We start from the raw sequence: 24211 nt of genomic DNA on the forward strand, positions 1-24211 counted from the left end.
ACTACAGTTCATTAACTGCACAAAAAAGCCCTTCCTGTTTGCAGGGAGGGCTTTTTTGTGGTAAGGTCTACTGGCTTACTACTCGGCTTTCTTACGGCTTTTCTTCGCGGGGGCCGCAGCTTCAGGATTGCCTTCTGCATCAGGTGCCTCATCGGCAGCCGTGATAACGCCACCAGTGCTCAAGGGCTCATCGGCGCTGGGCTCGGTGGTTTTAGGAGCCTTTTTGGCTTTGGCCTTGGGAGCGTCCTCTGCTGTTTCGGCCGCAAGAGCTTCTTCGGATGTTTCGCTTGCAGCCGCCTCCAGGTAGGGGCGGTGCTTGCTCACGATGCCGTACCAGCTGGCCAGTTTCTTGATATCGGACAGGTAAACACGGTCACGGTCATAGTCAGGAATTACGCCGGCCAGAAAATCGGTCAGCTCGCCTTCACTCGACTTCGACGTAACGGGCGAAGCCGCGCCGTGCTTCTGGTAAATGCGCTCGAACACCTCTGTCAGGGGCACCGTTTCGTCGGGGTCCTGGGTGTAAATGGAGATTTCCGACAGCAGCGACACCTTATTGCGGGCCGGAGCCAGCGTGCGGGTTGCTTTCTCGTCGAGGCTTTCCACCAGCACGCCGTGGCGTGCGGCGCGCACCAGGCGGTACAGGCCGGGCATGCCGCTGATGGCGGCCAACTCTTGCAATTCGTAGGGCATTGTAACGTTAATGAGGAATGAAAAATGAAAAATAAAGAATGAGGAACGAGAGACGAAGAGTGGCCACAAGGCCGTTCCTCATTTCTCATTCCTCATTCTTCATTCAACAAGGCAAAACTACGAAATTATTGTCCTTCGGTCGCGTTCGAACCGGTTACACCGAGCTTGAACACGATGGGCAGGCTGGTCAGAATTGGATACTCCGGCTTCTTGAATTTAAGCAGGCGCACCACGCGCAGGGCCTCCTCGCCGGTGCCACCGCCCAGCTGCTTTATCAGCTTCACTCCTGACATTGTGCCGTCGGGATTTAGTGTGAAGCTCACAATGCACTGACCCTGAATGCGATTGCGTTTAGCCAGCAGGGGGTACTTAATTTCTTTGCCGATAAACTCGTACATGGCGGCCTGGCCACCTTCGTAGTACTCAGCCACCGGAATGGACTTGCCCACCGAGCCAATGCCAGTGCCTTGCTCGGCCTGCGACTTGGGCGGCGCAGTGTTGGGAGTAGTTTGGGCAGCGGCCGGAGCGGCAGCAGCCAGCAATAGGCCAAGGGCCAACTGCGGGAGGGAAACGTTTTTGGTCATGATAAAATAAAAGGGGGCGGGGAGATGAGAAGACAATACAAACCGGCCGGGTTCAGGGCGCGATTGGCAATTTAAGGGCCAATCTACGCACTGGCTGCGGCATCGTCCTTCCATTGCTGATTTACTTCCTCAATAAAGGTGAGCACTTCTTCGCGTCCCAGTCGGGTTTCGGCCGAAGTCACGAAATAGCGTGGCAACTCGTCCCATATTTCGCTCATTTTGCGCAGGTATTCGGCCAGCAGGGCTTTGGTTTGGGCCGTCGACTGCTTGTCGGCCTTCGTAAATATCATGACGAATGGAATGCCTTCTTCTCCCAGCTTTTCCATAAATTCCAAGTCCACAGACTGTGGTGAATGGCGTGAATCAATGAGCACGCAAACGCACATTAAATTGCTTCGATTGAGCAAATAATAATTAATCATGCGTGCCCATTCGGCGCGCGATGTTTTGCTCACTTTAGCATAGCCGTAACCGGGTAAATCTACCAGATACCAATTATCGTTAATAACGAAATGGTTAATTAATTGTGTCTTTCCGGGCGAGGCCGACGTTTTTGCTAAGCCGTTGCGCCCGGTCAGCATATTTATCAGCGACGATTTTCCGACGTTAGAACGGCCAATGAATGCGTATTCGGGCAGTTTAGGGTCCGGGCAAAGGTCAGCCCGTGAATTACTGGTTAGGAATTGAGCGTCGTGAATAATCATGAAATAAGAAAGAAGTAATAGGAACTGTACCGACATGCAAAATTACATCCGAACACCAGCCGGACCCGGACAAATAAAAATGCTGCCATGAATGGCTATTTCAGTGGCGCTTCTATATTTGCGCGGCATGCCTGCCAAACAAGTGGGCCGCTGCTGTTGCACTCGACCACCGTTGAATGGCCGAAAATTTGCTCAAAAACCGCTTTTCGCAGGCTCGCAGCCTATCTTTGCCCGTTAATAGGCCATGCTTTGACACGGTCCGGTGCGGAGTTCTTTGCGAAAGAGGACGGTTACCTTCGGCGCAAATGCGCATTAAGGGCTAACCCTACCGTGGTTTTTCAGTATAAGCCCAAAATATAGTCCGCTCCCGCTACCCTTGGGCTTCGGCGTTTTCACTTACAACCCCTTCAGAAATTTCTTTTTTTCAAATCACTCCTCCAATGGACAACTTATCCAGAAGGTTACTGCAAGCGTCGTGCGCCGTTGCCCTCACCGCCGCTATCGGCTCTCCGGCCCAGGCGCAAAGCACGCGTAAGGACCTCAAAACCGGCAACAAGTTCTTCGAGCAGGAAAACTACCGCGCTGCCATTCCTTACTATGAAAAGGTATTGGCCAAAGACCCTAACAACGCCAAGGCGCTGTTTAATGCCGGCATTTCCTATATGTCGTTCGACAAGGAGAAGGCCAGCGACTATATCTATAAAGCGCAAAAGCTAAAGCCGAAAGTTTCGAAGGACGTGGAATACTGGCTGGGCCGGGTTGACCACCTCAACTATAACTTCGACGAGGCCGTGGCTCACTTCCAGGCCTATAACGCCACGCTGAAGAAGAACGACCAGCGCAAAGAAGAACTTGCCCAGTGGATTCAGCACAGCAAGAATGCTAAGGTGCAGTTTAACTCGCCCAAAGACATCTTCGTGAAAAACCTGGGTCCGGTTATCAATACGCAGTTTTCGGAGCACAGCCCGGTAATTTCGTCGGATGATAAGCTGCTCATCTTTACCTCGCGTGGCGAGGCCGTGACCGGTGCCAGTGGCAGCGTGAGCGACAAAAAGAACAAGAGCGTTGCCGCCGATGGTGAGTACTACGAAGACATCTTCGAAACCACGCGCATCGACGACGAGAACTGGCAGAAACCCCGCTCGCTGAGCGGTGTGCTGAACGGCAAAGGCCACGATGCTTCGATTCAGTTGTTCGACAACGACACCAAGATGCTGATGTACCGTAACGATAACAACGGTGACATCTTCGTGACGGATAAGAGCGGTGGCGATTGGACGGCCCCCAAGGCACTGGATGGTAACATCAACTCGAAAGCCTTCGAGTCAGATGCTTTCATCACGCCGGACGGCCTGACTATCTACTTCTCAACTGGTAAATTCTCGGAAGACGGTACGCTCGACCTGTACGTGGCAACCCGTGCTTCGACCGGTGCTGACTGGGGAACGCCAAAGTCGCTCGGTGCCAATATCAACACCAAGTATGATGATGATAGCCCGTACCTGAGCAAAGACGGCAAAACATTGTATTTCTCGTCGCGCGGCCACAACACGATGGGCGGCTACGATATCTTCAAGTCGGAGTACGACGAGGGTGGTCGCAAGTGGGGCCCGGCCGTGAACATGGGCTACCCCGTGAACACGCCCGATGATGACTCTTACTACCGCTTGAGCCCCGATGGTTCGTATGCTTACCTGAGCTCGTACCGCATTGGTGGCTACGGTGAAAAGGACATTTACACCATCAACTATATCAAGAACGCCAATATTGTTGGTAAGGTGTTCTCGGCCAAAGACAGCACCACTGTTATTCCTGGTGTGGAGTTGGTGTTCAGCGGAACCCAGGCCGACAAAACGGCCCTGAGCTTCCGTGATATCAGCAAGCCGGATGGTGGTTACCAGGTAGCCGTGCTTTCGGGCCGTACCTATCAGGTTGCCGTGAGCAAGGATGGCAAGAACATTGAGACGCAGGAATTCCCCGTGCCGGTGTCGACGAATGACTCGACGACCATCACGAAGAATTTCTACATCAACTATGTGGATACGACTTCGAACAACCTGTTTGCAGCTAAGAACATCTACTTCGATACCGACAAGTACAAGCTGCGTCCAGAGTCGATTACGCGCCTGAACGAAATCAGCCAGATTCTGACGGCTAACCCCGGCATCAATATGTCGATTGAGGGCCATTGCGACTCGCGTAATACCGACGAGTACAACATGGTACTGGGTCAGAACCGTGCCAATGCTGCCTTCAATTACCTGAAGAAGCAAGGTGTGGCCGAAACCCGCATGACGACCGTGAGCTACGGCGAGCGTCGTCCGGCTGCCCCGAATGATTCGCCCGAGAACATGCAGCTTAACCGCCGCGACGAGTTCAAGGTGGTGCTGAAAGAAGGCGAAACCATGCCCGTTATCAATAACAACTCGGGTGCTACTACCACCACGGGTACCGGCACTTCGACTACCACTACTACTGCCGCACCGCTGGTGCCCGGCAAGAGCAAGGTGAAAATGGCCGACGGCACGAAGGTGAAAACCAAAGTGGACGAGGATTCAGACAAAGTGAAGGTGAAAACCAAAGGCGCAGCCGGAGACAAATCTAAAACCACCACCAAAAACGGTGAATTGGATGCAAAAGCCAAAGATGCCAGCGGCGAAAAAACCAAAGTAAAAGCCAAGAACTAGTTTATAGTTCAGGTAATTAAGCTGCGAAGCGGGCCGGGCAATTTGCCCGGCCCGCTTTTTTTACGCGCCCCCTGGCGTCTTTCCCGTTCTTTTGTAGCTGCGTTGCTTAACAAACCGGCCCGGTTGGGCGTTGGGAGAGGGCAATTTTCCCGCATCACTTACGTTCTTTGCGCTCGCTCATGGCTGTATTACCTTATAAAGACAATTCCGCTGATAAGAAATCGCAGGTTGCCCAGATGTTCAACTCCATCGCGGGCAAGTACGATTTCCTCAACCACTTCCTTAGTGCTGGCACCGACATCTACTGGCGGCGCAAGGCAGTGGATGAGTTGAAAACATTGCGTCCGGCGCGCATTCTGGACATTGCCACCGGCACGGCCGATTTCGCTATCGAAACCCTGCGAACTGCCGCGCCCGACGCGCAGGTGACCGGGGTGGACATTTCGGAAGGCATGCTGGAGGTAGGCCGTCGCAAGCTGGCGGCCAAAGGCCTGGGCAACCGCATTCAGTTGGAGCTTGGCGACTCTGAGAACCTGCCCTTCGAAGATGGCGAGTTTGATGCGGTAACGGCTTCTTTTGGCGTGCGCAACTTTGCGCACCTGGAGGCTGGGCTGGCGGAGATGCGGCGCGTGCTGCGGCCGGGCGGCAAACTCGTTATTCTGGAATTCAGCAAGCCGACGGCGTTTCCGCTCAAGCAAGCGTATAATTTTTATTTCCGCCGGGTACTACCGGTTTTTGGTAAGATGATTTCCAAAGACCAGTCGGCCTATACTTACCTGCCGGCTTCGGTACAGGCATTTCCGGACGGCCCCGATTTTTTGGCAATCCTGACCAAAGTCGGCTTCAAACAACCTGCATGGCAACCACTCACTTTCGGAATCAGCTCCATTTACACGGCGCACAACTAAAGCAGCTGGCACTGCTGGCGTTAGTGGTTGTGCTGCTGCCCACAGCGGCGCAGGCGCAACGCAAAGCGAACTCGCAAGCCAACCGTGGCAAAAACGGCAAGCTCAAGTCCATCACCGTTAAAAACCTGCCGAACTACGACGACCGGTGGTTTCACCCCGGCATGTACCTGAGCTTTTCGGCCTCGCGGTTTGTGATTGAGCAGTCGGCTCAATACGTGGCCAACAAGAACGTCACGGCCAATTCCATTTACAGCCCCAGCCTGGGAGTGGGCTTTATCGGGGATGCGCGTCTCGGCGGGCCAGAGTCGCCGTTTATCCTTCGCTTTGCACCGGGCGTAAACTTTCTGACCCGCAAGGTGGAGTTCACGCCGCATGGCTACCAGAAGCCGGATTCCATTGTAACGCAGGAGGTGACTTCCACGGTGGTGCAGTTTCCCATTTTGCTGAAGTATCAGTCGGACCGCCGCCGCAACTCGCGCATGTACATGATAGCGGGCATCAACCCCGTACTGACGGCGAGCAACCGCCGCAGCGACCCGCTACGTAACCAGTTGCAGGCCCTCGACAGCGACCTGACCCTGGAATATGGCGTGGGACTGGACTTGTTCTATCCGCTGTTTAAACTGGCGCCGGAGCTGCGCTTTTCGCATGGGCTGAAGAACCTGTTGATGCCGCATAACGACATTTTTAGCAATAGCCTGCAAAGCATTAGCACCAACTCGGTGACGCTGTATATCAATATTCAGAACTAAGACGATTGTTGCAGTTGTCAGACTCGGATATACCTGATTGACGGAATACTAACATCGAACGACCGACAACCAGCAACTGATAGTTAAACTATGCGAACAGCATTTATTACGGGCGCATCCTCGGGAATAGGACGAGCGACGGCGGTAGCCCTAGCCGGTGCCGGATTTGAGTTGGTGGTGACGGGGCGGCGGCGTGAGCGGTTGGAGGAACTGGCAGCGCAGTTGGCCCCGGTGCCGGTGCACATTCTGATGTTTGACGTGCGCGACCGGACCGCAGTGGATGCCGCGGTGGCTACGCTGCCAGAAGCATTGCGTGCGCCCGATGTGCTGGTGAATAATGCTGGTGGTGCGCACGGCCTGAGCCCTATTCAAGCCGGCGACCCGTCCGACTGGGACCAGATGCTGGACGCCAATGTGCGCGGCCTGCTGAACGTGACGCACGCGCTGCTGCCGGGCATGACGGCAAGAAAAACCGGTTTCATCGTGAATATTGGTTCGATTGCCGGCCAGGAGGCCTACGCTAATGGCAACGTGTACTGCGCAAGTAAAGCGGCGGTGAGCATGCTCACCAAAACCATGCGGCTGGACTTATTGCCTACCGGCGTACGGGTGGCTGAAGTGAACCCCGGCGCGGTGGAAACGGAGTTTTCGCAAGTGCGCTTCAAAGGCGACGAGGCGCGAGCAGCCAAAGTGTACGAAGGCTTTGAGCCGTTAAGAGCCGAAGACATTGCCGACGTCATCGTGTTTATGGTGACACGGCCGCCGCACGTTACCATTGCCGAGGTACTGGTGCTGGCGGGCGCGCAAGGGGCTGCCACCACGATTGCCCGAAAATAGGTTGATAGACAAAAAGAGAAGGTCCTGCTAGCTGCAGGGCCTTCTCTTTTTGGGCTACTCTACACCGGCTATCTGCTCCAGTACCGTCCGGTTTAGCTCGTGTTTGCCGGCGAAGGTGATGAGCGTAGGAGAGCCGCCGAATTGCTGAAGCTGCTGCTCTTGCAGCGCTGCTTTTTCGGGCGATATGTACTCGTCCTCGGTCCCGACTACCACCGTCAGCTGCAAGCCTTGGAGCAGACGATTTACGGCTGTCGCTTCTATATCTTCGGGAAAGCCACCGGCCCAAAGAACGAGGTGGGACGGCCGAAACCACGCCTGCGCCAGCCAGCGGCTAACGGTAGCGGTGCCCTGCGAAAAGCCCAGGACCGTGACCTGCACATCGGGCAGGCACTCGTCAAGTACTTTTTCAGCCAACTGATTGAGGAAGTTGACGTGGTCTTCGATTTCGTACAGACGGTCGTCGCGCGTCATCCAACTGGCACCTACGCGGCCGCCGTTGCCGCTGAGGTAAAAGCGGGAGAGGCCTTCGGGTGCGATGACGACGGTGTGCGGGTCGGCTTCGGTGAGAAAAGCGAAGTGACGAACGAAATACGCGGCCAACTGCCCATAGCCGTGGCAGACGAACCACACGTGCTTGGTAGCAGCCGACAGGTCGCCTAACTGCTGGTAGCGGGCGGTGCGGGCTACGGTGAGGTGGCGTTCCATTTAAGCAGGGGGCAGGTCGTCGGCCAGAAAGTTGAACGGCATAAGGGAAGCCAGAGAGGGAAAGCGCAGGATGGTGCCCGTGCGGCTGGGCAGCAGCAGCGGAATGGGTTCGGCCTGGCGGGCTTCGTAGTCGAGCATCACCTGGCGGCAGGCGCCGCAGGGGAAAGCTGGGCCAAAGTCGCCGGTAGCCGGGCGGGCAGCCACGGCCATGCCCACAATGGGCGCGTGGCCCGGCTGGGAGGCCGCCAGGCCAAAAAGAGCGGTGCGCTCGGCGCAGAGGCCACTGGGGTAGGCTGGATTTTCCTGATTGGTACCGCTAAAAATGGAGCCATCGGCCAGGAGCAGCGCGGCACCTACATGAAAGCCGGAATAGGGAGCGTAAGCGTGGTCGGTGGCATCGCGGGCCGCTTGCCAGAGAGCTTGGGCCATGGGCGTGAGGTCGTGCGTAGAGTCGAGCTCATCATAGGAAATAAGTTGCTGGCGGGGAATGCGGGCCATATAGATAGGAATAGGGGGCGGCGAAGATAGGTGAAGGGCTGGAAACAACCTCTCAAAACGGTTCTGCCGGGTGCAGCCAAAGCATCTCTGCTGGGAAAGTAATCCGTTTGCTGTTGCGGTAGCGCTGCTTCGGCTGCGCTCAGCAGGACGTTCCTCCTTCCAAATTCCTACTTTTGCCGCATGACTTCCCGCCTCCTGCTCCTGGGTGCCGGCCGCTCGGCCTCGTCCCTCATTCAATACCTGCTGCGCCACGCGCCCACCGAAAACTGGTTTCTGACCGTGGCTGATGTTAACCCCGCTCATCTTGTGCCGGTGCTGGCTGCCCACTCGCAATACGCCCGGGCCGTACCGTTTTCGACGGAAAATGAAACGCTGCTGGATGAGCTCGTGGCCCAGGCCGATGTAGTGATTTCGATGCTGCCGGCCCTGCTGCACCCGGTGGTGGCGCGGGCCTGCGTGCGCCACGGCCGCCACTTGGCCACGGCCAGCTACGTGAGCCCCGAAATCCGGGAGTTGCACGGCGAGGCGGTGGCAGCAGGCGTGACCTTGCTCATGGAATGCGGGCTGGACCCCGGGCTGGACCATATGTCGGCCATGCGGGCCATTGCGCACATTCGAACGCGGGGCGGGCGCATCACGAGCTTTAAGAGCTACTGCGGCGGGCTGCTGGCCCCGGCGGCGGAGGGCGACAATCCGTGGAAATACAAGTTCACCTGGAACCCTCGCAACGTGGTGCTGGCGGGCCAGAGCACCGCTAAGTTTCTGGAAAACGGCCACCTGCGCTTTATACCCTACCAGCAGCTGTTTTGCCGCACCGAAACGCTGGCGTTGCCGAAATACGGCGAGTTTGAGGGCTATGCCAACCGCGACTCGTTGAGCTACCGGGCCCCGTATGGGCTCGATGATATCCCAACCATCCTGCGCGGTACCTTACGGCGGCCGGGCTACAGCGCCGCCTGGCACGCGCTGGTGCGGCTGGGCCTGACGGATGACAGCGTGAACCTCGACAACCCCGAAACCATGACCTGGGCCGAACTGGTCGAAGCGTATCTGCCGGTTTCACTCATTCCGCACCTGGATGTGGCCGCGCGGGTCGCGGCCTGCCTGGGGCTGAACCCGGTGGGGGAGGAAATGGGGCGTCTGAACTGGCTGGGCCTGTTTTCGGACCGCGCCGTGGGCCACGCCCATGCCACGCCCGCCCAACTGCTGGAGCGCTTGCTGAGTGAGAAGTGGCAGCTCCAACCCCACGACCACGACCTCATTGTGATGCAACACCTGTTTGAGTATGAGCTGGACGGTGCCACGCACCGCCTCACCTCCTCGCTGGCCGTGGAGGGCGACGACGCCACCCATACCGGCATGGCCAAAACTGTGGGCCTGCCGCTGGGCATGGCCGTGCGCCTCCTAGTGCGGGGCGAAGTACCCCAGCGCGGCGTGCTCATTCCCGTGAATGCCGACCTGTACGAGCCCATTCTGGATGAGTTGGCGGCGGAGTACGGCATCCAGTTTCACGAAGAAGAGCACTAGCCAAGGCGCGAACAGTATTGGCTAAGACTTATTTTGGTTCTAGCTGATACCCAAACAAACATTCTGAATGCTGAAAAGGCTCTGGCGAAGACTATTTCGGTCTTCGCCAGAGCCTTGTTTTGGGCACCGCCAACGGGCCACGTCTTAGCCGTCATTTGGGCATCGCGGCGGGAGTAGTCGTGCAACTCGGTGCAAAGACCGGCCAAGTCGATGGTTTCGCCGTTTTCCTTCTTTCCCTCTTTATGGATTACTCTACCACCAAGCGTTTGACCAGCGGCCCCTCGGGCGAGGCCAATTGCAGGGAGTAGAAACCAGTGGGTAGGCCCGAGAGGTCCAAGGCTGTATCGGCCGCTGCGGCTAGCGGCTGGCGGCGCACCACCTGGCCCAGGGCGTTGAGCAATTGTACCGAGGCACCGGGCCCGCGCAGGGCGGCCGGCACGGTGAGCGTGGCCGTGCGGCTAGCTGGGTTGGGAAACAGGCCCACCTGCGCCGCCAGGGCTGCATTGCGCGAGGCCAAAGGCGTGGTAAACCCAGTGCCGCTGGTAGGCACCGACCCTACACCTGCCCCGCAATTGGTCGTCAGGGCCACGGTGTAGGCTGTGCCCGGCACCAGGCCGGTCAGCAGCAAGGGCGATGTGGCACCACTCACCGCCACCACCGCGCCGCCCGTGGCTGGGGTAGCCGTGGCCGTGTAGCCCACCGCCCCGCTCGGCCCCGTGAAGGTGACGGTAGCCGTGGTGCCACCGAGGCCGGTGACGGTGACGCCCGTAGCCGTGGCGCAGGTAGCCAGCGGCGTCAGGGTCACGAAGCGCACCGTTTCGGTGGCCGACACGGTGCTGCCAGCGCAGGCGCTTTGCAGGGCTACGGTGTAGCCAGTGCCGGGCAGCAGCCCCGTAATGGTGAAGGGCGAAGCCACCGGCGCGGGGGCAATGGCTTGGGCTGTGCCCCCAGCCGGGGTGAGGGTAGCTAGGTAGCCACTGCTGCCACTTGGTGCCGTGAAGGCAATGGTGGCTGCCGTGCTACTTACCGCCGTTGCCGTTAGAAACAGCGGCGCGGTACAGCCGCTGGTGGTCGTGAAGCCGGTGCTGACCAACGGCGCCGGCCCCACCGCGCAGGTCGCTTGCAGCGTGACGGTATAGGTGGTGTTGGGCAACAAGCTGGTGAGGGCGACGGGCGAGGTGGTGACGGGGAGCGACTGGGCTGTGCCGCCGACCCGCGTGTACGTCAGTACGTAGGTGGTGCCGGCCTGGGGCACGAAGTTCACATTGGCCGATGTGCCAGTGACGCTGCCCACGTAAAACGCCGTAGGGGCGGGACAGATAACTGGTGGCGTGAGGGTGGTGAAGGTAGCCTGCACGCCCGGCCCCAGTTCCGTACCAGAGCAGATACTGGCCACCGTGACCAGATATGCAGTGCTGGGCTGTAGCCCCGTCAGGCTGATGGGCGAAGTGGCATCCGCCTCCTGCACCGCCGGCCCCCCACCGATGGGCGTTGCCGTCACCGAAAAGCCGATATTGCCCGCGGCGGGCACAAAGGCCACGCTGGCCGTGGTGGTGGTAACGGCGCTGACCGTGACGCCCGTAACCTGAGGGCAGGGCAGGGGCGAATCGAGCGCACAGATGGCGAACGGCCCATTCACGGCGTAGAGGGAACCGGCCAGTGGCAAGGCCCACACCCGCACGTAGAGCGTACTACCTGGCGTGCCGCCCGTCCAAGCGTCGATGTTATCGCCGCTATCGCCCAGAAAGCATTGCAGTTGGGTGAGGTTGTTGCAAGAGCCCGTGTAAAAAGTCAGTGACTTCCCGCGTAGCGAGGAGCCAGCCACGCTGTCGAGCCGAACTTCTACTGTACCGCTGGCCGGTATCACCAGCCGATACCATACATCGGCCGGGTTGCTGTTGCCGATGCAGTCGGGTACGGGCACACCGGGGGCCGACACGGTGGCATCGAGCGTGGTACCCGGCGTGGAGACGCAGGTGGTTCCCACGGACAACACTTGCGCGGTGGCGCAGTTGTCGTTGGCAGGAGGTGGCCCGGGGTTGGGAACTGTGCCTGCGGCCGTAGTGAAGGAGATGGTGCTGGGAGGCGACTGGGCACCTCCGGCGCAATTGGCCACTACGCTCACGGCGTAGGTAGTAGCGGGCTGCAGCCCGGTTAGAATGGTATAGGTGGAGGTTGGCGACTCTCCTGGAATAATAACCGGCACGTACGTGATGGTAGTGGGCGCGCCACCACTGGGCGTGTAAGTAATGGTATAGCTCTGGGGCTGGCGCGCCGTGGAAGGCAGCACAATTGCCAGTGCGGCCGTGGTAGGCCGGATGAGTGCCGGAGCCACCACCAGTCGGCTAATGGTAGGGCAGGCCAGGGTAGGGGGTACCACGGTGGCGCAGATGGTGAAGTCTATGTTATAAGAAGGCGACCCAATTAAATAGACCGAGGCGTAGTAGCGCGTATTGGGCAGCAGGTTGGTAGCTGCTAGCGTCAAGGGACCCAGTTGCCCGGCCTGGGCCACGGCACACCCTACCTCCGCCATTGGGGCCGAGCACGTAGGCGCGGCAAAGAGCCGCAACTCGCCGGGTTCGGCGGTGCCGTCTACCGTGAGCACGGTGCTGGTGCTAGCCGGGCCGCTGGGTGCCGTCTGGAAGGTATACCACACATCATGGCCCAAGCCGGGGCCGGCAGAAAATGTCCCTGCCCCGCAGCCTGGCCCGTAGCCGTTGGGCGTGGTGGGGGTAGCACCGCTTATCGTGCCGGGCGTGGGCGAGCAACTGCCCCCGGCGCCTACCAGCAGCGGCATGGCCCCGCAGGGCTCGTCGTTGGGCGGGGGCACGGTGAAGGTGCGTTGCCCGCCCGCTGCCCCGCCACCGGTGCAGAATACGCCTACCGCTACTACGTAGCGATGACCAACTAGCAGGCCAGTTAGCACAACAGGGACCACCGTGGTTGTAGTGTAGCGGCTTACCTGAATCAGGTTGATGTCGTCATAGCGCGAAATGGTGACGGTGTAGGCCGGTATATAAGCCGAACCCCCGGTAAAGGTCACCGTTGCGGCCGTGTTGTCGGGGTTGGAATACGTCGGGTTGCTAACCGTAATGGGCGGGCAATAGGGGATGCCGGGGCCGTCGGTGAGGCAAATGGTGAAGGGGCCAGGGGTGTTGGTGGCCACCCGCACGTAGTAGGTTGTGTTCGGGCTAAGGGTCGCAACACTAATGGATGGCGCCGCCGTATTGGGAGCCGTACTGCCCTGGCAATCCAGCTGCGTAAACGGCCCGGCGCAGGTAGCCGCCGAAAATAAGCGAAGCTGGGCTGCCGCATTGCCTGTCACCGAGATGGTGGCGCCCGTACCGGCCAGCCCGCCACTGCTCGTGGTAAACTTGTACCACACGTCGAGCGGCTGGCCAAAGGCGAGGCCGCAGGTATTCTGGTTGGAATAGCCGTTAGGCGTGGTAGGAGTTGCGGCCACCAGAGTGCCCACGGTGGGGGCTGTGCACAACTGCCCGCTGGGCGCGAGCACCACCGCACCGCAGGGGTCGTCGTTGGCGGGGGCCTGGGCATGGGCGTTTAGGCCGCAGGCCAGCCATAGCAATAGCATAGCTAAAGCAATAGGCGAATGGGTAAAATTTCGCATGGCATAAAGGGTATGGTGGAAAGGTTCTGCTAGCTACGCTTGAATTATACTGGTCTGGCAATGCTTTAAATTATCGGTTATTCAGCAAGTTGAGATGAAGAGCCGCACAATATGTTCGCCAGTGCATGGGTAGGCACTATTGCTTGCACGGCCGGAAATTTCAGCAGCTCTAAGCTGCTTATTCCACCATCAGGCGCTTAACTACCGGGCCCTCGGGCGTGGCCAGTTGTAGGGAATAGAGGCCGGCGGGCAGCCCGGTCAGGTCTAGGACCATGTTGGCCGCAGCCGCCAGCAGCTGTTGGCGCACCACCTGGCCCAGCGCGTTGAGCAACTGTGCCGAAGCGCCCGGTCCGCGCAGGGCGGCCGGTACCGTGAGGGTGGCCGTGCGGCTGGCTGGGTTTGGAAACAGGCTGATTTGGGCTGTCAGCGCGGCATTGCGTGAAGCCAGCGGGGTACTGAAGGTGGTGGCACATATTGGCGTTGAAACCAATCCATTATTGCAATTACTGGCCACGCACACGGTATATGCCCGGCCTGGTACCAGCCCCGTGAGCACCACTGGCGAAGCTGTGGGCGCGGGCGACACGGTTTGCACGGTTCCGCCTGCTGCTTGGTAGGTGACGGTGTAGCTGCTGGCCGCCGCATTCGTTACGAAGCCGATGCCGGCCGTAGTGGCGCCGAGGTTGCCAACGTACACCGCGCTGGGCGCCGCGCAGCTGGGCACGGCCAGGGTGGCGAAGCTGGTACGCACCGTGCCGGCCACGGAGCCCGTGCAGCTGCCGGTAAGGGTGACGGTGTAGGCTGTGCCGGGCAGCAGGCCGGTGAGTGCCACTGGCGAGGCCGTAACGGTTTGGGTTTGGGTTTGGGCTGGCCCGCCGGCCGGCGTGTAGGTCAGCACGTAGCCCGTGTTGCCGGCTGGTAGGGTAAAGGTGAGCGTGGCCGAAGTTGTGGTGAGGGTCGAAGCGGCCAGGTTGGTGGCCAACGGGCAGGTCACATCCGTGGTGGCGCAAACAGTGAAGGCACCGCCCGCGATGCTGCCTGTGCGCCACACCTGGGCGTAAACGGTGCTGCCCGGAACCAGACCCGTGGCCCGCGCCTGCGAAAACAGGTTCGTCGCGCTGATGTCATCGTTGCAGTCTACTTCGGTCAGGCTGCCGCAGTTGCCGGTGAACAGTGCCAAGCCCGTATCGTCCACGACCGAGCCCGTAACGGGACCCGTCGTAACCTGCACAATGCCGTTAGGCGGCACCACCATGCGGTACCACACATCCGCGCCTAGGTAGTAGCCGCAGGTAGCGAGGGCTCCAGACAAGCCCACAGCCAGTGCGTTGAGGTTGGTTGTCAGCAACGGGGTGCAGCTGGTGGTGACCGGTAAGACGGTGGCCCCGCTGCATTCGTCATTGGCCGGAGGCTGCGGCACGGTGGCCGCCTGCGTAGTGAACGTGGCCGTAGCTACGCTCGATTGCGCTCCTCCAAAGCAGGTGGTTTGCACCGTCACCACGTACGTAGTGCCGGGCGTCAGGCCCGTAAGCGAGTTCCCGGCCGCGTACAAGGGCGCGTTGGGCAGAAGTGCCGGACCGGTTGGCACCGGCACGGTTGTGGTGGGCCCACCGTTTTGCGGAGTATACGTCAGCGTGTAAGAAGGCGGAGCCGGGGAGCTGCCCGCTGGCACGGTGAACACGACTTGTGCCGAGGTGGCCGTCACCGTCGCCGTAGGGATTAGAATGGTGGGCGTCAGGCAAGGAAATACGGGCGGCGCGGCCGAGGCGCAGATAGTGAAAAAGGTGCCAGTGCGAAATTGGGCCGGCGCGACCGACACGTAGTAGGTCGTATTGGGCACCAGGCCGGTAGCCGTGAGCGGCACGGCGCCCACAGCATTCACCGTGCCCCCGGGGCGCGTGGTGCAGGCCAGCTCCGTAAACGGCCCCGAGCACGACGGTGCGGCAAACAGGCGCAATTGGCTAGCCCCTTCCACGTCGCTCACCGTGAGCGTGGCCCCAGTGCTGCCCGCCCCGCTGGCCGTGGTGGTAAACTTGTACCATACATCGGTTGGCAGGAGCGCGCCGCCGCAGCCGGGGTTGGAGTAGCCATTGGGGGTCGTGGTGGTGGCCCGGGTGCTGCCGGTAACCGGGGTGCAAACCGCCGCCGGGTCCAGTACCAGGGGCTGAGCCCCGCAAGGGTCGTCGTTAGGCGGGAGTATAATCAACGCCTGGGTAAGCTGGAACTGGCCACCGGCCGCGCAAAACCCATTTACACGAACGGTATAGTTCGTGCCCGGCACCAGGCCGGAAACGGTGAAGCCCGGCGCTCTAATGGGAAATGACTGTACCACAGTGGTGCCCGTCGGGCCAGAGAGCAGCGTGAACGTGTACGGGCCCACATTGGAAGCAAGGGGCGCAAACGTAAACGAAGCGGCGGTGTTGCCCGCGTTGGTAAACACCGCCGGCCCCAGCTGCGCCGGTTGGCATGTGGGCGGGGTGCCAGGCCCATCGGTCAGGCAAATGCTGAACGAACCTGGAGCGGTGCCGCTGTTGCTGGCCACGCGCACATAGTAGGTGATGCTGGCCGTCAGGGCGGTAGTGGTGAGGGCGGGGGCCGACGTGTTGGCCTGTGTGGCTGCCTGGCAGGCAATTTCAGTGAAGGGCCCGCTACAGCCCGGGGCCGAAAACAAGCGCACCTGCCCGGCCGCATTGCCCGCTACGGTGAGGGTGGCCCCGGTGCTGCCCAGCCCGCTGGCTGTGGTGGTGAAGGTATACCACACATCGCGGGGCTGGCCGAAGCCGGTGCCGCAACTGGTGGTGTTGGTATAGCCATTGGGGACAGTGGTGGTGGCGCCTTGGGTGCTCCCCACGGTAGGCGTTGCGCAAAACTGCCCGTTGGGCGTCAGCACCACGGCACCGCAAGGGTCGTCGTTGGCCTGGGCCCAGGCGCCAAGGCCGGTGGTAAGCCACAGCAGCAGGGCAAAAAGGAAACGGGTAAAATTTCGCATAGAGCCAAGTGTTTCGTGAAAAGGTTCTGCTAGATACACTTGAATCAGGAGAAGCCTACCTATTTATCAGCATATTTATTCTTCGTCAAGTAGAAACGGGAAGCCGCGCAATAGCTTCGCCGCTGCATTCGTTACCGCCGCCATGCCAGCACTTCGGGCTTACTTGTTTCTGCGCCTGCACCTGTTAGGCCGCCTGCTCCGCGAGGTAGGCGCCGTGCGCCTGGGGCTGCTGGGGCCCATGCTGGTGCTGGCGGGCGGGCGGGGCCTGCTGCTGGCGGCAGCGCATGCCCAAGGGCAGTGGGCTGTGCCCGTGCTCACGATGCTGCTGCTTGCCTCGGCCCACCGGCAGCGGGCCGACCTGCGCTTTCTGGCCACCAGCGCGCCAGGGTTTTGGCAGTGGCTAGCCGTGGAATACCTGCTGCTGGCGCTGCCTGTGGCGCTGGTACTGTTATTGTTCCGGGATTGGGGGGCGGCGCTGCTTACCATTGTGCTGGCTCCTTGGGCTGCCCTGCTGCCGCCCAGGCAGGAAAGCCGCAGCTCACGCCACAAGGCCCACAGCCTGTTTCGCAGCGAGGCCTTTGAGTGGGTGAGCGGCATGCGAACGGGCGGGCTGTGGGCGTGGCCGTTGCTGCTGGCGGGGGCCGTGTGGCAGCACCAGTCGCCGCTAGGCCCAATAGTGGCGCTGGTGCTTTGGCTACTGCTGCTGCTGGCCTACTACGGTACCCCCGAGCCCGTAACCATGCTGGTGCTGGCGGCCCGCACGCCCCGGCAGTTTCTGCGGCGGCGCTTGCTGCTGGGGCTGGGCTACGCGGGGCTTTCGGCGGCCCCGTTTTTCTGGCTGCTGGCGGTGGGGCCGGCGGGGACGGGCGGGACGCTGGCCGTGGGGCTCTTTTGGCTGGGTTTGGTGGGGCTCATTATCCTGGCCAAATATGCGTTCTATCCCAATGCTACCCACATTCGCACCATTCAGGCGCTGGTGGTGGGCGTGGCGCTGCTCTTGCCCGGCAACCCCGTGTATCCGGTGCTGCTGCTGGTGGCGGTGGGGGGCCTCATCTGGCAAAGCCAGCGCCGGCTACAAGTAGTGCTGGGTGAGCAGCGGGTTCCGGAATAGATAGAAATGGAAAAAGAACCCCGGATGAGTACGACGTTTCAGCTACGCCATGATTGAAATACTGAACCTGCGCAAAGCCTACGGCCGCCACGTTGTGCTACACGACGTGAACCTGACCCTGCGGCCCGGCACCATTCACGGCCTGGTAGGCGCAAATGGTGCGGGCAAAACCACGCTCATCAATTGCCTGTATGGGCTGGAAAAGGATTTCACGGGCACTATCCGCGCCACGGGTGGGCATGCTGTGCGCGAACACACCGGCCTGCTGCCGTATGAGCCGTACTTCTACCCGCGCCTCACCGGGCGCGAGTACCTGGAGTTTTGCTTGCAGGCGCGGGGGCGGCCCCTCATCGATTTCGCAGGCTGGAACCAACTGCTGGAACTGCCCCTCGACCAATATGCCGATGAGTACTCGGCTGGCATGCGCAAGAAGCTGGCGCTGCTGGCCCTGCTGGTGCAGCAGCTCGATTACCTGATTCTGGATGAACCTTTCAACGGCCTCGACCTCGAAGCCAACTTGCTGCTGAAGGCAATACTGAAGCGCCTGCGCGACCGGGGCACGGGCATCCTGCTCACCTCGCACATCCTGGGTGCCCTCACCGAAACATCAGACGAAATCTCGGTGCTGGTGGGTGGGCGCATTCAGCGGCACTATGCGGCGGACGAGTTCGGCACCCTCGAAAACGACCTGCTTGATAGCCTGCACCGCGAAAAGCTCGGTTTGCTCACTTCATTAATCTGACAGGAACCGGCGTGCTAACTTGGCGGCTCATATCCCGTCCTTTTTATGCCAGTTCCTACGCTCTCCTACCTCAGCGGGCCCAGCACTATGCCATTGCTCGGCGAAACCATCGGCGAAAACCTGCGCCGCACTGTTTCGCAATATCCTGAGCAGGAAGCGCTGGTGGTATCCCAGCAGCACTACCGCGCAACGTATCAGGAACTATGGGACCAGACCGGAAGGCTTGCCAAGGCCCTCCTGGCGTTGGGCATGGCGGCCGGCGAGCGAGTAGGCCTCTGGGCCCCAAACCGCTCGGAATGGGTGGTCACGCAGTTCGGCTCGGCGCGTATGGGGGCCATTCTGGTAAACATCAACCCTGCTTACCGGGCCTCCGAGCTGCAATATGTGCTCAACCAGTCGGGCTGCCGGGTGCTGCTGCTGGCCGCCAAATTCCGTCAAACCGACTATGTAGCCATCCTCGCCAGTGTCCGCGCCGAATGCCCGGCGCTGGAGCACGTCATTATTCTGGAAGAAGGCTGGGACGACCTGTTGGCCAGCGGCAGCAGCGTCTCGGATGCAGCATTGGCCGCCCGCGAAGCCGAGCTACAGTTCGACGACCCCATCAACATTCAGTACACCAGCGGCACCACCGGCTTCCCGAAAGGGGCCACGCTCTCGCACCACAACATTTTGAACAACGGCTACTTCATCGGCGAAACCCTGCACTACACCGCCGCCGACCGGGTGTGCATTCCAGTGCCCTTTTACCACTGCTTTGGGATGGTGATTGGCAACCTGGCCTGCGCCTCGCACGGCAGCTGCATGGTCATCCCCTCCGAAGCCTTCGACCCCAAAACAGCCATGCAGGCGGTGCAAGCGGAGCGGTGCACCTCCCTCTACGGCGTGCCCACCATGTTCATCGCCGAGCTGGAACACCCTGAATTTTCGCAGTTTGATTTCAGCAGCCTGCGCACCGGCGTGATGGCCGGCTCGCCCTGCCCCGAGGAGGTGATGCGCAAAGTGCAGACCCTGATGAATATGGCCGAAGTGACCATCTGCTACGGCATGACGGAAACCTCGCCCGTCTCAGCTCAGAGCTACACCAACGACCCGTTGGCCAAGCGCGTGAGTACCGTGGGCCACGTCCATCCGCACCTCGAATTAAAAGTGGTGAACCCCGAAACCGGCCACATCGTACCGCGCGGTACCCCCGGCGAGCTGTGCACCCGCGGCTACTCCGTGATGCTGGGCTATTGGAATAACCCGCAAGCCACCGCCGCCACCATCGACCGGGCCCGTTGGATGCACACCGGCGACCTGGCCACCATCGACGCCGAGGGCTACCTCAATATTGTGGGCCGCATTAAGGACGTAATTTTGCGCGGCGGCGACAACATCTACCCCCGCGAAGTGGAGGAGTTTCTTTACACCCACCCGGCCGTGGCCGACGTGCAGGTCATCGGCGTGCCGAGCCTGCGCTACGGCGAGGAAGTGATGGCTTGGGTGAAGCTTAAAGACGGCGTTTCGGCAACGAGCGACGAAATCATGGCATTCTGCAAAAACCGCATTGCCACCAATAAAATCCCGGTTTTCTGGAAGTTCGTCGACAGCTTCCCGATGACAGTGACCGGCAAGATTCAGAAATACCTGATGCGCGAGCTGGCCGTGGAGGAACTGGGCCTGCAAGCCGCTGCTGCCGTAAAAACTGCGTAGCGTCGTAGCGTGGATGCTGCAGTTCGCGCATCGTCCGATTCGTTCGTTCAAGCGCGAACTCGCAGCAGCCACGCTACAGCGCCAAGTAAAAGCCCGCCAGCAGCCCCCGAAACGCCTCGGTATAAACGGCATCATCCCCCGTAATCCGAATAGTCATCTCTGTTTCCGCGACTGCTCTCCCCCCTCGCCGAAACCCGGTGATGTGCCGCAACGGCTGGCTGCCGGGCCGGTGCCGCACCACCAGACGCGTGGCCGGATACAGTCCCGCCTCGGCTGCCACGCGCTCAAATGCCTGCATCTCCAGCGGTGGCAGCAGCACAGTAAGCAAACCATCGGCCTCCAGAACCTCCGCGACAAAAGCTGCTAAAGCTTCAAAGGAAAGCGTATCGTCGGCCTCGTGCCGGGCGGTGGTGCGGGCCGCGTTGGGCGAGCGTAGCGACTGTCGGAAAAACGGCGGATTACAAATGATGTGGCTAAACGGCGCCGGCTGCGTGGCCACGAAGGCCGCCAGACTCATTGCCAGAACTCGGATGCGCTCGGCCCACGGGCTACCCCCCGCATTGGCTGCCGCCTGCGTTGCGGCTGCGGCATCAATTTCTACCGCTTCTATTGCCACGGTGGCATGGCGCTGGGCGGCCATAAGGGCCAGCAGGCCGGTGCCGGTGCCAATGTCCAGCAAGCGGGTGGCGCCAGTCAGGTCGGCGGCGGCACCCAGCAGGCAGGCATCGGTGCTCACCTTCATGGCGCACTGGCTTTGCTCGATGCGGAACTGCTGGAACTGAAAGTAGTCGTTGGGCACGTTTTTCTTAGGGAATGGCGACAAGCTTGCCGTGCTCAAACTTGAAGTAATGAGGGCTATTGCGGCCCTCTTCATTCAGCATGCCGGTGAAAACCACAAGCCGACTGGTGAGCTTAAAAGCTATCGGTTCAAAATTGTCGGGCTTTTCAGGCAGTTCCGGCGTGAACCAGCAGCAAATGCTGTCGTTGAAATAGACCCTGCCGGTTTTAACATCAATAATGGCGCTGCTCAGGCATTCGGCCCCACATCCCCAAACTGCCAGCACGTAGTGCCCGGCGAAATTGGGCTTTTGCCGCGCCGCTTCGCGAATGCGCGTTCGGAAATACCAGGCAGTGGTGCCCGGGGTTAGTTGGGGCGCTGCTTGCGGACCGTCGTAACGTTCGGAAACGGGGTATTCCTTGAATTGAGGCGTATGCGCCGTCTGCCCAAAAGCAGCCGACGATATGACCGAAGCAAAAAGTAGCGCATAGCGTCGCATGGCAACTTTGGTATTAGAACGCGGATTTTGCGCTCAACGCCTCGTAGCCCTCGTCTACCAGCAGGCCTTTGCCTAACGCGCTTTGCACAGCCAGCACATCGCAACGCTCGTTTTCGGCGTGGCCGGCGTGGCCTTTTATCCAATGGAAGGTAACCTTGCGCTGCTTATAAATGCGCAGGAAGCGCCGCCACAGGTCCTCGTTGGCCTTCTTGCCAAAGTCGGATTTGGCGGCCCAGCCGAATACCCATTTCTTCTCCACGGCATCGACTACGTACTTGGAATCGGACACGACGCGGATGGGCAGCTCGGGGCGTGTCACAGCTTCGAGGCCAACTATCACGGCCAGCAGCTCCATGCGGTTGTTGGTAGTGAGGCGGAAGCCCTGGGTCAACTCTTTTTCGTGGGGGCCGTAACGCAGGATGGCGCCGTAGCCACCGGGGCCGGGGTTGCCGCGGGCCGAGCCGTCGGTGAACAGGTGAATCATAATTGGTTATTGGTGCCTGGTGCTTGGTGCAGGTATGCTCAGTAGAACAAGCCAGGCACCAATGACCAAGCACTAAAAGTTGGTTTTAAACAGCTTGATGGCGATGGCCAGCAGAATGACGCCGAATACGCGGCGCAGCACGTCCTCGCCGGCTTTGCCGAGCTTGCGCTCAATCCAAGGGCTGGTTTTGAGGACTGCGTAAACGAACACAAGGTTCAGCAGAATGCCGACCAGGATATTGGGCAGCGTGTAGGCAGCCCGGAGCGAGAGCAGCGTGGTCATGGTGCCGGCCCCGGTGATGAGCGGAAATGCCAGCGGCACAATGGAGCCGGTGCTGGCCGTGAGGTCGGAATGAAATAGCTGAATGCCCAGTATCATTTCCAGCCCGATGAGGAAAATGATGACCGCGCCAGCCAGGGCAAAACTCTCGTTATCGACCCCAAACAGGCGCAGGATGCTCTGGCCCAGAAACAGGAACGCCACCATGAGGCAGCCTGCCACAACAGTGGCCAGCTCGGCCTTAATCCGGCCCTCACGCTGTCGAATCTGAATGATAATGGGGATGGAACCCACAATATCAATCACGGCAAAGAGCGTGAGGGTGACCGAGAAGATTTGCTGGAGGTTGAACATGACGGATGCTTGGAGGTAGGGGCAGGGCTTGTCTTCGCCCCTACCTAACGGGGTTACCCTGGATACTCCTTGGCGAAAAACTGCACCAGAGCTTCCATGGCGGCATCGGGCACGGCAGGGAAGTTGGCGATGCGGATGGTCGTGGCTTTGAGAGGGCCGTAGCCACTACCGAGCTGCAGGCCGACTTCCTTGGCTTTGGCCTTGATTTCCTCGATGAGGGCGGCGTCGCCGCGCAGGCCGATGACGGTGGTGGAACGGGTTTCGTAGTTGCTGATGAGGGGAGTGAGCGGGGTAGCCTGCTCGAAGAAAGCGTAGAGCTTCTCGGCGCGGTCCACGAGGTGCTGGTGCACGGTTTTGATGGGTTCGCGGTCGGCTAGCACGCGGCTCATGAGGTAAATGCCCAGCACGTTGGGCGTGTAGTTGGTTTGGTAGTTCAGCATCTGCGAGAGCATGGCGGGCAGCGCGTTGTAGTGCGCCCGGTCGTTCACGAGCTTGGCCTGGGCCACGGCGCGGGGCGAGAGCAGCATCACGCCCAGGCCAGCGGGCAACCCAAAGCACTTCTGGACCGAGCCAAACCAGATGTCGGCCTTGATGTATTTTAGGTTGAGGCCGGCCAGCGAGCTGGTAGCATCCACGGCCAGTAGGGCGCCGCCGAGGCGGTTGTAGAGGTTCAGGATGAAGCCTTCGCGCAGTTGAGTGGCAGTGCTGGTTTCGTTCTGGGTGATGCAGACGAGGTCGGTGTCGTCGGGGGCAAAGGGCAGGCCGGCTACGTCGGGCAGCTCATCGACGCCGAAGCTCAGGCCCGTGCTGGCCGGCCGCAGGGCCTTGGCGTACTTGTACCACTTCTCGCCAAAGTCGCCGTTGTAGAGGTGAAACGAGCGGCGCGGGGTGAGGCTTTGGGCCAGGATTTCCCAGCACTCGGTGGCCGAGCCGGTGAAGAGGACGGTGTAGTCCTGCGGCACGTTGAGCTTGGCTTTGAGGTCGGTCACGGTCTGGCGCACCAGGCTGATGACCTTATCGGAGCGGTGCCCGGCCGAGAGCCAGTCCTCGTCAAAGGCATCTGTGAGGTACTGCCGAACGGCGGGATATACGGCCGAAGGCCCGGGATTGAAGGTGTACATAGTCTGAACCACGGATTGACGCGGATTTTTCGGATTTCACGGATTTTGTGGACGGCATTTCACCGCCGGGGCAGTTTAACGCTGACGCTTGCAAAAGCGTGTAGCTGGCCAGAACGGTTGCGGCACACAAAGGTCGGAGGGAAGCGCTTACAAAATCTGTGAAATCCGAAAAATCCGCGTCAATCCGTGGTTCACACCCGAAAGCCGACGCGCTTGGGCTGCATGTTCACAAACCACTGCACGGCCAGCCGGTAGCTCTCCAGCCCGAAGCCGCTGATGCTGCCCGCGCAGTGCCGCCCGAAGAGGCTGCGTTGGCGGAACTCCTCGCGGGCGTGCAGGTTGCTCAGGTGCACCTCCACCACGGGCGTGTTGATGGCGGCCACGGCATCGGCCAGGGCCACGCTGGTGTGGGTGTAGCCCCCGGCATTGAGCACGATGCCGTGGTGCGTGAAGCCCACTTCGTGCAGCTTGTCCAGTATCGCGCCTTCGTGGTTGCTCTGGAACTGCGTGAGTTTCAGCTGCGGAAAGGCTTCTTCGAGCTCGGGGAAAAAGTCTTCGAACGAGCGGTTGCCGTAGATGCCGGGCTCGCGGCGGCCGAGCAGGTTGAGGTTGGGACCGTTGATGATGAGGATGTCCATA

21 protein-coding genes are annotated in these 24211 nt (G+C 60.3%); 8 read left to right on the plus strand and 13 right to left on the minus strand.

Going from position 1 to position 24211, the window contains the following annotated elements; translation table 11 throughout:
• Positions 1-78: 78 nt before the first annotated feature.
• The 3 genes from J4E00_RS09470 to yihA all read right to left on the minus strand — a co-directional run bounded on the left by J4E00_RS09470 (position 79) and on the right by yihA (position 1981).
• Positions 79-693 (minus strand): DUF5606 domain-containing protein, encoded by a 615-nt coding sequence (locus tag J4E00_RS09470; protein ID WP_208174890.1) that lies wholly within the window; start codon positions 691-693, stop codon positions 79-81.
• Positions 694-818: 125 nt separating this feature from the next.
• Positions 819-1277 (minus strand): energy transducer TonB, encoded by a 459-nt coding sequence (locus J4E00_RS09475; RefSeq protein ID WP_208174891.1) that lies wholly within the window; start codon positions 1275-1277, stop codon positions 819-821.
• A gap of 83 nt (positions 1278-1360) precedes the next feature.
• Complete coding sequence (gene yihA, locus J4E00_RS09480; RefSeq protein WP_208174892.1) at positions 1361-1981, minus strand: ribosome biogenesis GTP-binding protein YihA/YsxC; 621 nt, start codon at positions 1979-1981, stop codon at positions 1361-1363.
• Positions 1982-2421: 440 nt separating this feature from the next.
• Between yihA and J4E00_RS09485 the strand changes: the two genes are divergently transcribed.
• From J4E00_RS09485 to J4E00_RS09500, 4 genes are all read left to right on the plus strand, one after another.
• Positions 2422-4668: an OmpA family protein gene (locus J4E00_RS09485; protein WP_208174893.1), complete on the plus strand. Its 2247-nt coding sequence runs from the start codon at positions 2422-2424 to the stop codon at positions 4666-4668.
• A gap of 179 nt (positions 4669-4847) precedes the next feature.
• Positions 4848-5576: a bifunctional demethylmenaquinone methyltransferase/2-methoxy-6-polyprenyl-1,4-benzoquinol methylase UbiE gene (ubiE, locus tag J4E00_RS09490; protein WP_208174894.1), complete on the plus strand. Its 729-nt coding sequence runs from the start codon at positions 4848-4850 to the stop codon at positions 5574-5576.
• On the plus strand, positions 5525-6328 hold the full coding sequence (locus J4E00_RS09495; RefSeq protein ID WP_208174895.1) for a porin family protein: 804 nt from the start codon (positions 5525-5527) through the stop codon (positions 6326-6328). Before ubiE ends, J4E00_RS09495 begins: the two co-directional genes overlap by 52 nt.
• Before the next feature lie 90 nt (positions 6329-6418).
• Positions 6419-7165, plus strand: a complete 747-nt coding sequence (locus tag J4E00_RS09500; protein ID WP_208174896.1) for an SDR family NAD(P)-dependent oxidoreductase — start codon at positions 6419-6421, stop codon at positions 7163-7165.
• A gap of 54 nt (positions 7166-7219) precedes the next feature.
• Here J4E00_RS09500 and J4E00_RS09505 read toward each other — a convergent pair whose 3' ends face one another.
• Positions 7220-7870: an alpha/beta hydrolase gene (locus J4E00_RS09505; RefSeq protein ID WP_208174897.1), complete on the minus strand. Its 651-nt coding sequence runs from the start codon at positions 7868-7870 to the stop codon at positions 7220-7222.
• On the minus strand, positions 7871-8368 hold the full coding sequence (locus J4E00_RS09510; protein WP_208174898.1) for a cytidine deaminase: 498 nt from the start codon (positions 8366-8368) through the stop codon (positions 7871-7873).
• A 180-nt stretch (positions 8369-8548) separates the two neighbouring features.
• Here J4E00_RS09510 and J4E00_RS09515 point away from each other — a divergent pair, with 180 nt between their 5' ends.
• Positions 8549-9895 carry a saccharopine dehydrogenase family protein gene (locus J4E00_RS09515; protein ID WP_208174899.1) on the plus strand — a complete coding sequence of 449 codons (1347 nt, stop codon included), beginning with the start codon at positions 8549-8551 and terminating at the stop codon, positions 9893-9895.
• A 247-nt stretch (positions 9896-10142) separates the two neighbouring features.
• On the opposite strand, the gene J4E00_RS09520 is transcribed toward J4E00_RS09515, so the two are convergent.
• Together J4E00_RS09520 and J4E00_RS09525 are read right to left on the minus strand one after the other, a co-directional pair.
• Entirely contained in the window at positions 10143-13523 is a 3381-nt protein-coding gene (locus J4E00_RS09520) for a fibronectin type III domain-containing protein (protein ID WP_208174900.1), read from the minus strand.
• A gap of 178 nt (positions 13524-13701) precedes the next feature.
• A complete protein-coding gene (locus tag J4E00_RS09525; protein WP_208174901.1) occupies positions 13702-16512 on the minus strand; it encodes a fibronectin type III domain-containing protein in 2811 nt (936 codons plus the stop codon).
• Positions 16513-16654: 142 nt separating this feature from the next.
• On the opposite strand from J4E00_RS09525, the gene J4E00_RS09530 reads away from it, so the two are divergent.
• The 3 genes from J4E00_RS09530 to J4E00_RS09540 are packed head-to-tail and all read left to right on the plus strand — an operon-like array spanning position 16655 to position 20057.
• Complete coding sequence (locus tag J4E00_RS09530) at positions 16655-17623, plus strand: hypothetical protein (protein ID WP_208174902.1); 969 nt, start codon at positions 16655-16657, stop codon at positions 17621-17623.
• Positions 17624-17672: 49 nt separating this feature from the next.
• Positions 17673-18365 (plus strand): ATP-binding cassette domain-containing protein, encoded by a 693-nt coding sequence (locus J4E00_RS09535; RefSeq protein WP_208174903.1) that lies wholly within the window; start codon positions 17673-17675, stop codon positions 18363-18365.
• A gap of 45 nt (positions 18366-18410) precedes the next feature.
• Positions 18411-20057, plus strand: a complete 1647-nt coding sequence (locus J4E00_RS09540; RefSeq protein WP_208174904.1) for an AMP-binding protein — start codon at positions 18411-18413, stop codon at positions 20055-20057.
• A gap of 73 nt (positions 20058-20130) precedes the next feature.
• Here the strand turns inward: J4E00_RS09540 and J4E00_RS09545 are convergent, their stop codons facing one another.
• The 6 genes from J4E00_RS09545 to aroQ all read right to left on the minus strand — a co-directional run bounded on the left by J4E00_RS09545 (position 20131) and on the right by aroQ (position 24210).
• Positions 20131-20880, minus strand: a complete 750-nt coding sequence (locus J4E00_RS09545) for a tRNA1(Val) (adenine(37)-N6)-methyltransferase (protein WP_208174905.1) — start codon at positions 20878-20880, stop codon at positions 20131-20133.
• Positions 20864-21334: a hypothetical protein gene (locus tag J4E00_RS09550; protein ID WP_208174906.1), complete on the minus strand. Its 471-nt coding sequence runs from the start codon at positions 21332-21334 to the stop codon at positions 20864-20866. Before J4E00_RS09550 ends, J4E00_RS09545 begins: the two co-directional genes overlap by 17 nt.
• Before the next feature lie 13 nt (positions 21335-21347).
• Complete coding sequence (rnhA, locus tag J4E00_RS09555; RefSeq protein ID WP_208174907.1) at positions 21348-21818, minus strand: ribonuclease HI; 471 nt, start codon at positions 21816-21818, stop codon at positions 21348-21350.
• Between the two features lie 72 nt (positions 21819-21890).
• The gene (locus J4E00_RS09560; RefSeq protein WP_208174908.1) at positions 21891-22451 is read right to left on the minus strand and encodes a MarC family protein; all 561 of its coding nucleotides are present in this window, start codon (positions 22449-22451) and stop codon (positions 21891-21893) included.
• Between the two features lie 53 nt (positions 22452-22504).
• Entirely contained in the window at positions 22505-23572 is a 1068-nt protein-coding gene (locus J4E00_RS09565) for an aminotransferase class V-fold PLP-dependent enzyme (RefSeq protein WP_208174909.1), read from the minus strand.
• A gap of 191 nt (positions 23573-23763) precedes the next feature.
• Entirely contained in the window at positions 23764-24210 is a 447-nt protein-coding gene (gene aroQ, locus J4E00_RS09570) for a type II 3-dehydroquinate dehydratase (protein WP_208174961.1), read from the minus strand.
• Position 24211 lies beyond the last annotated feature (1 nt).

This window comes from Hymenobacter negativus (assembly GCF_017571495.1).
Classification (GTDB): Bacteria; Bacteroidota; Bacteroidia; order Cytophagales; family Hymenobacteraceae; genus Hymenobacter; species Hymenobacter negativus.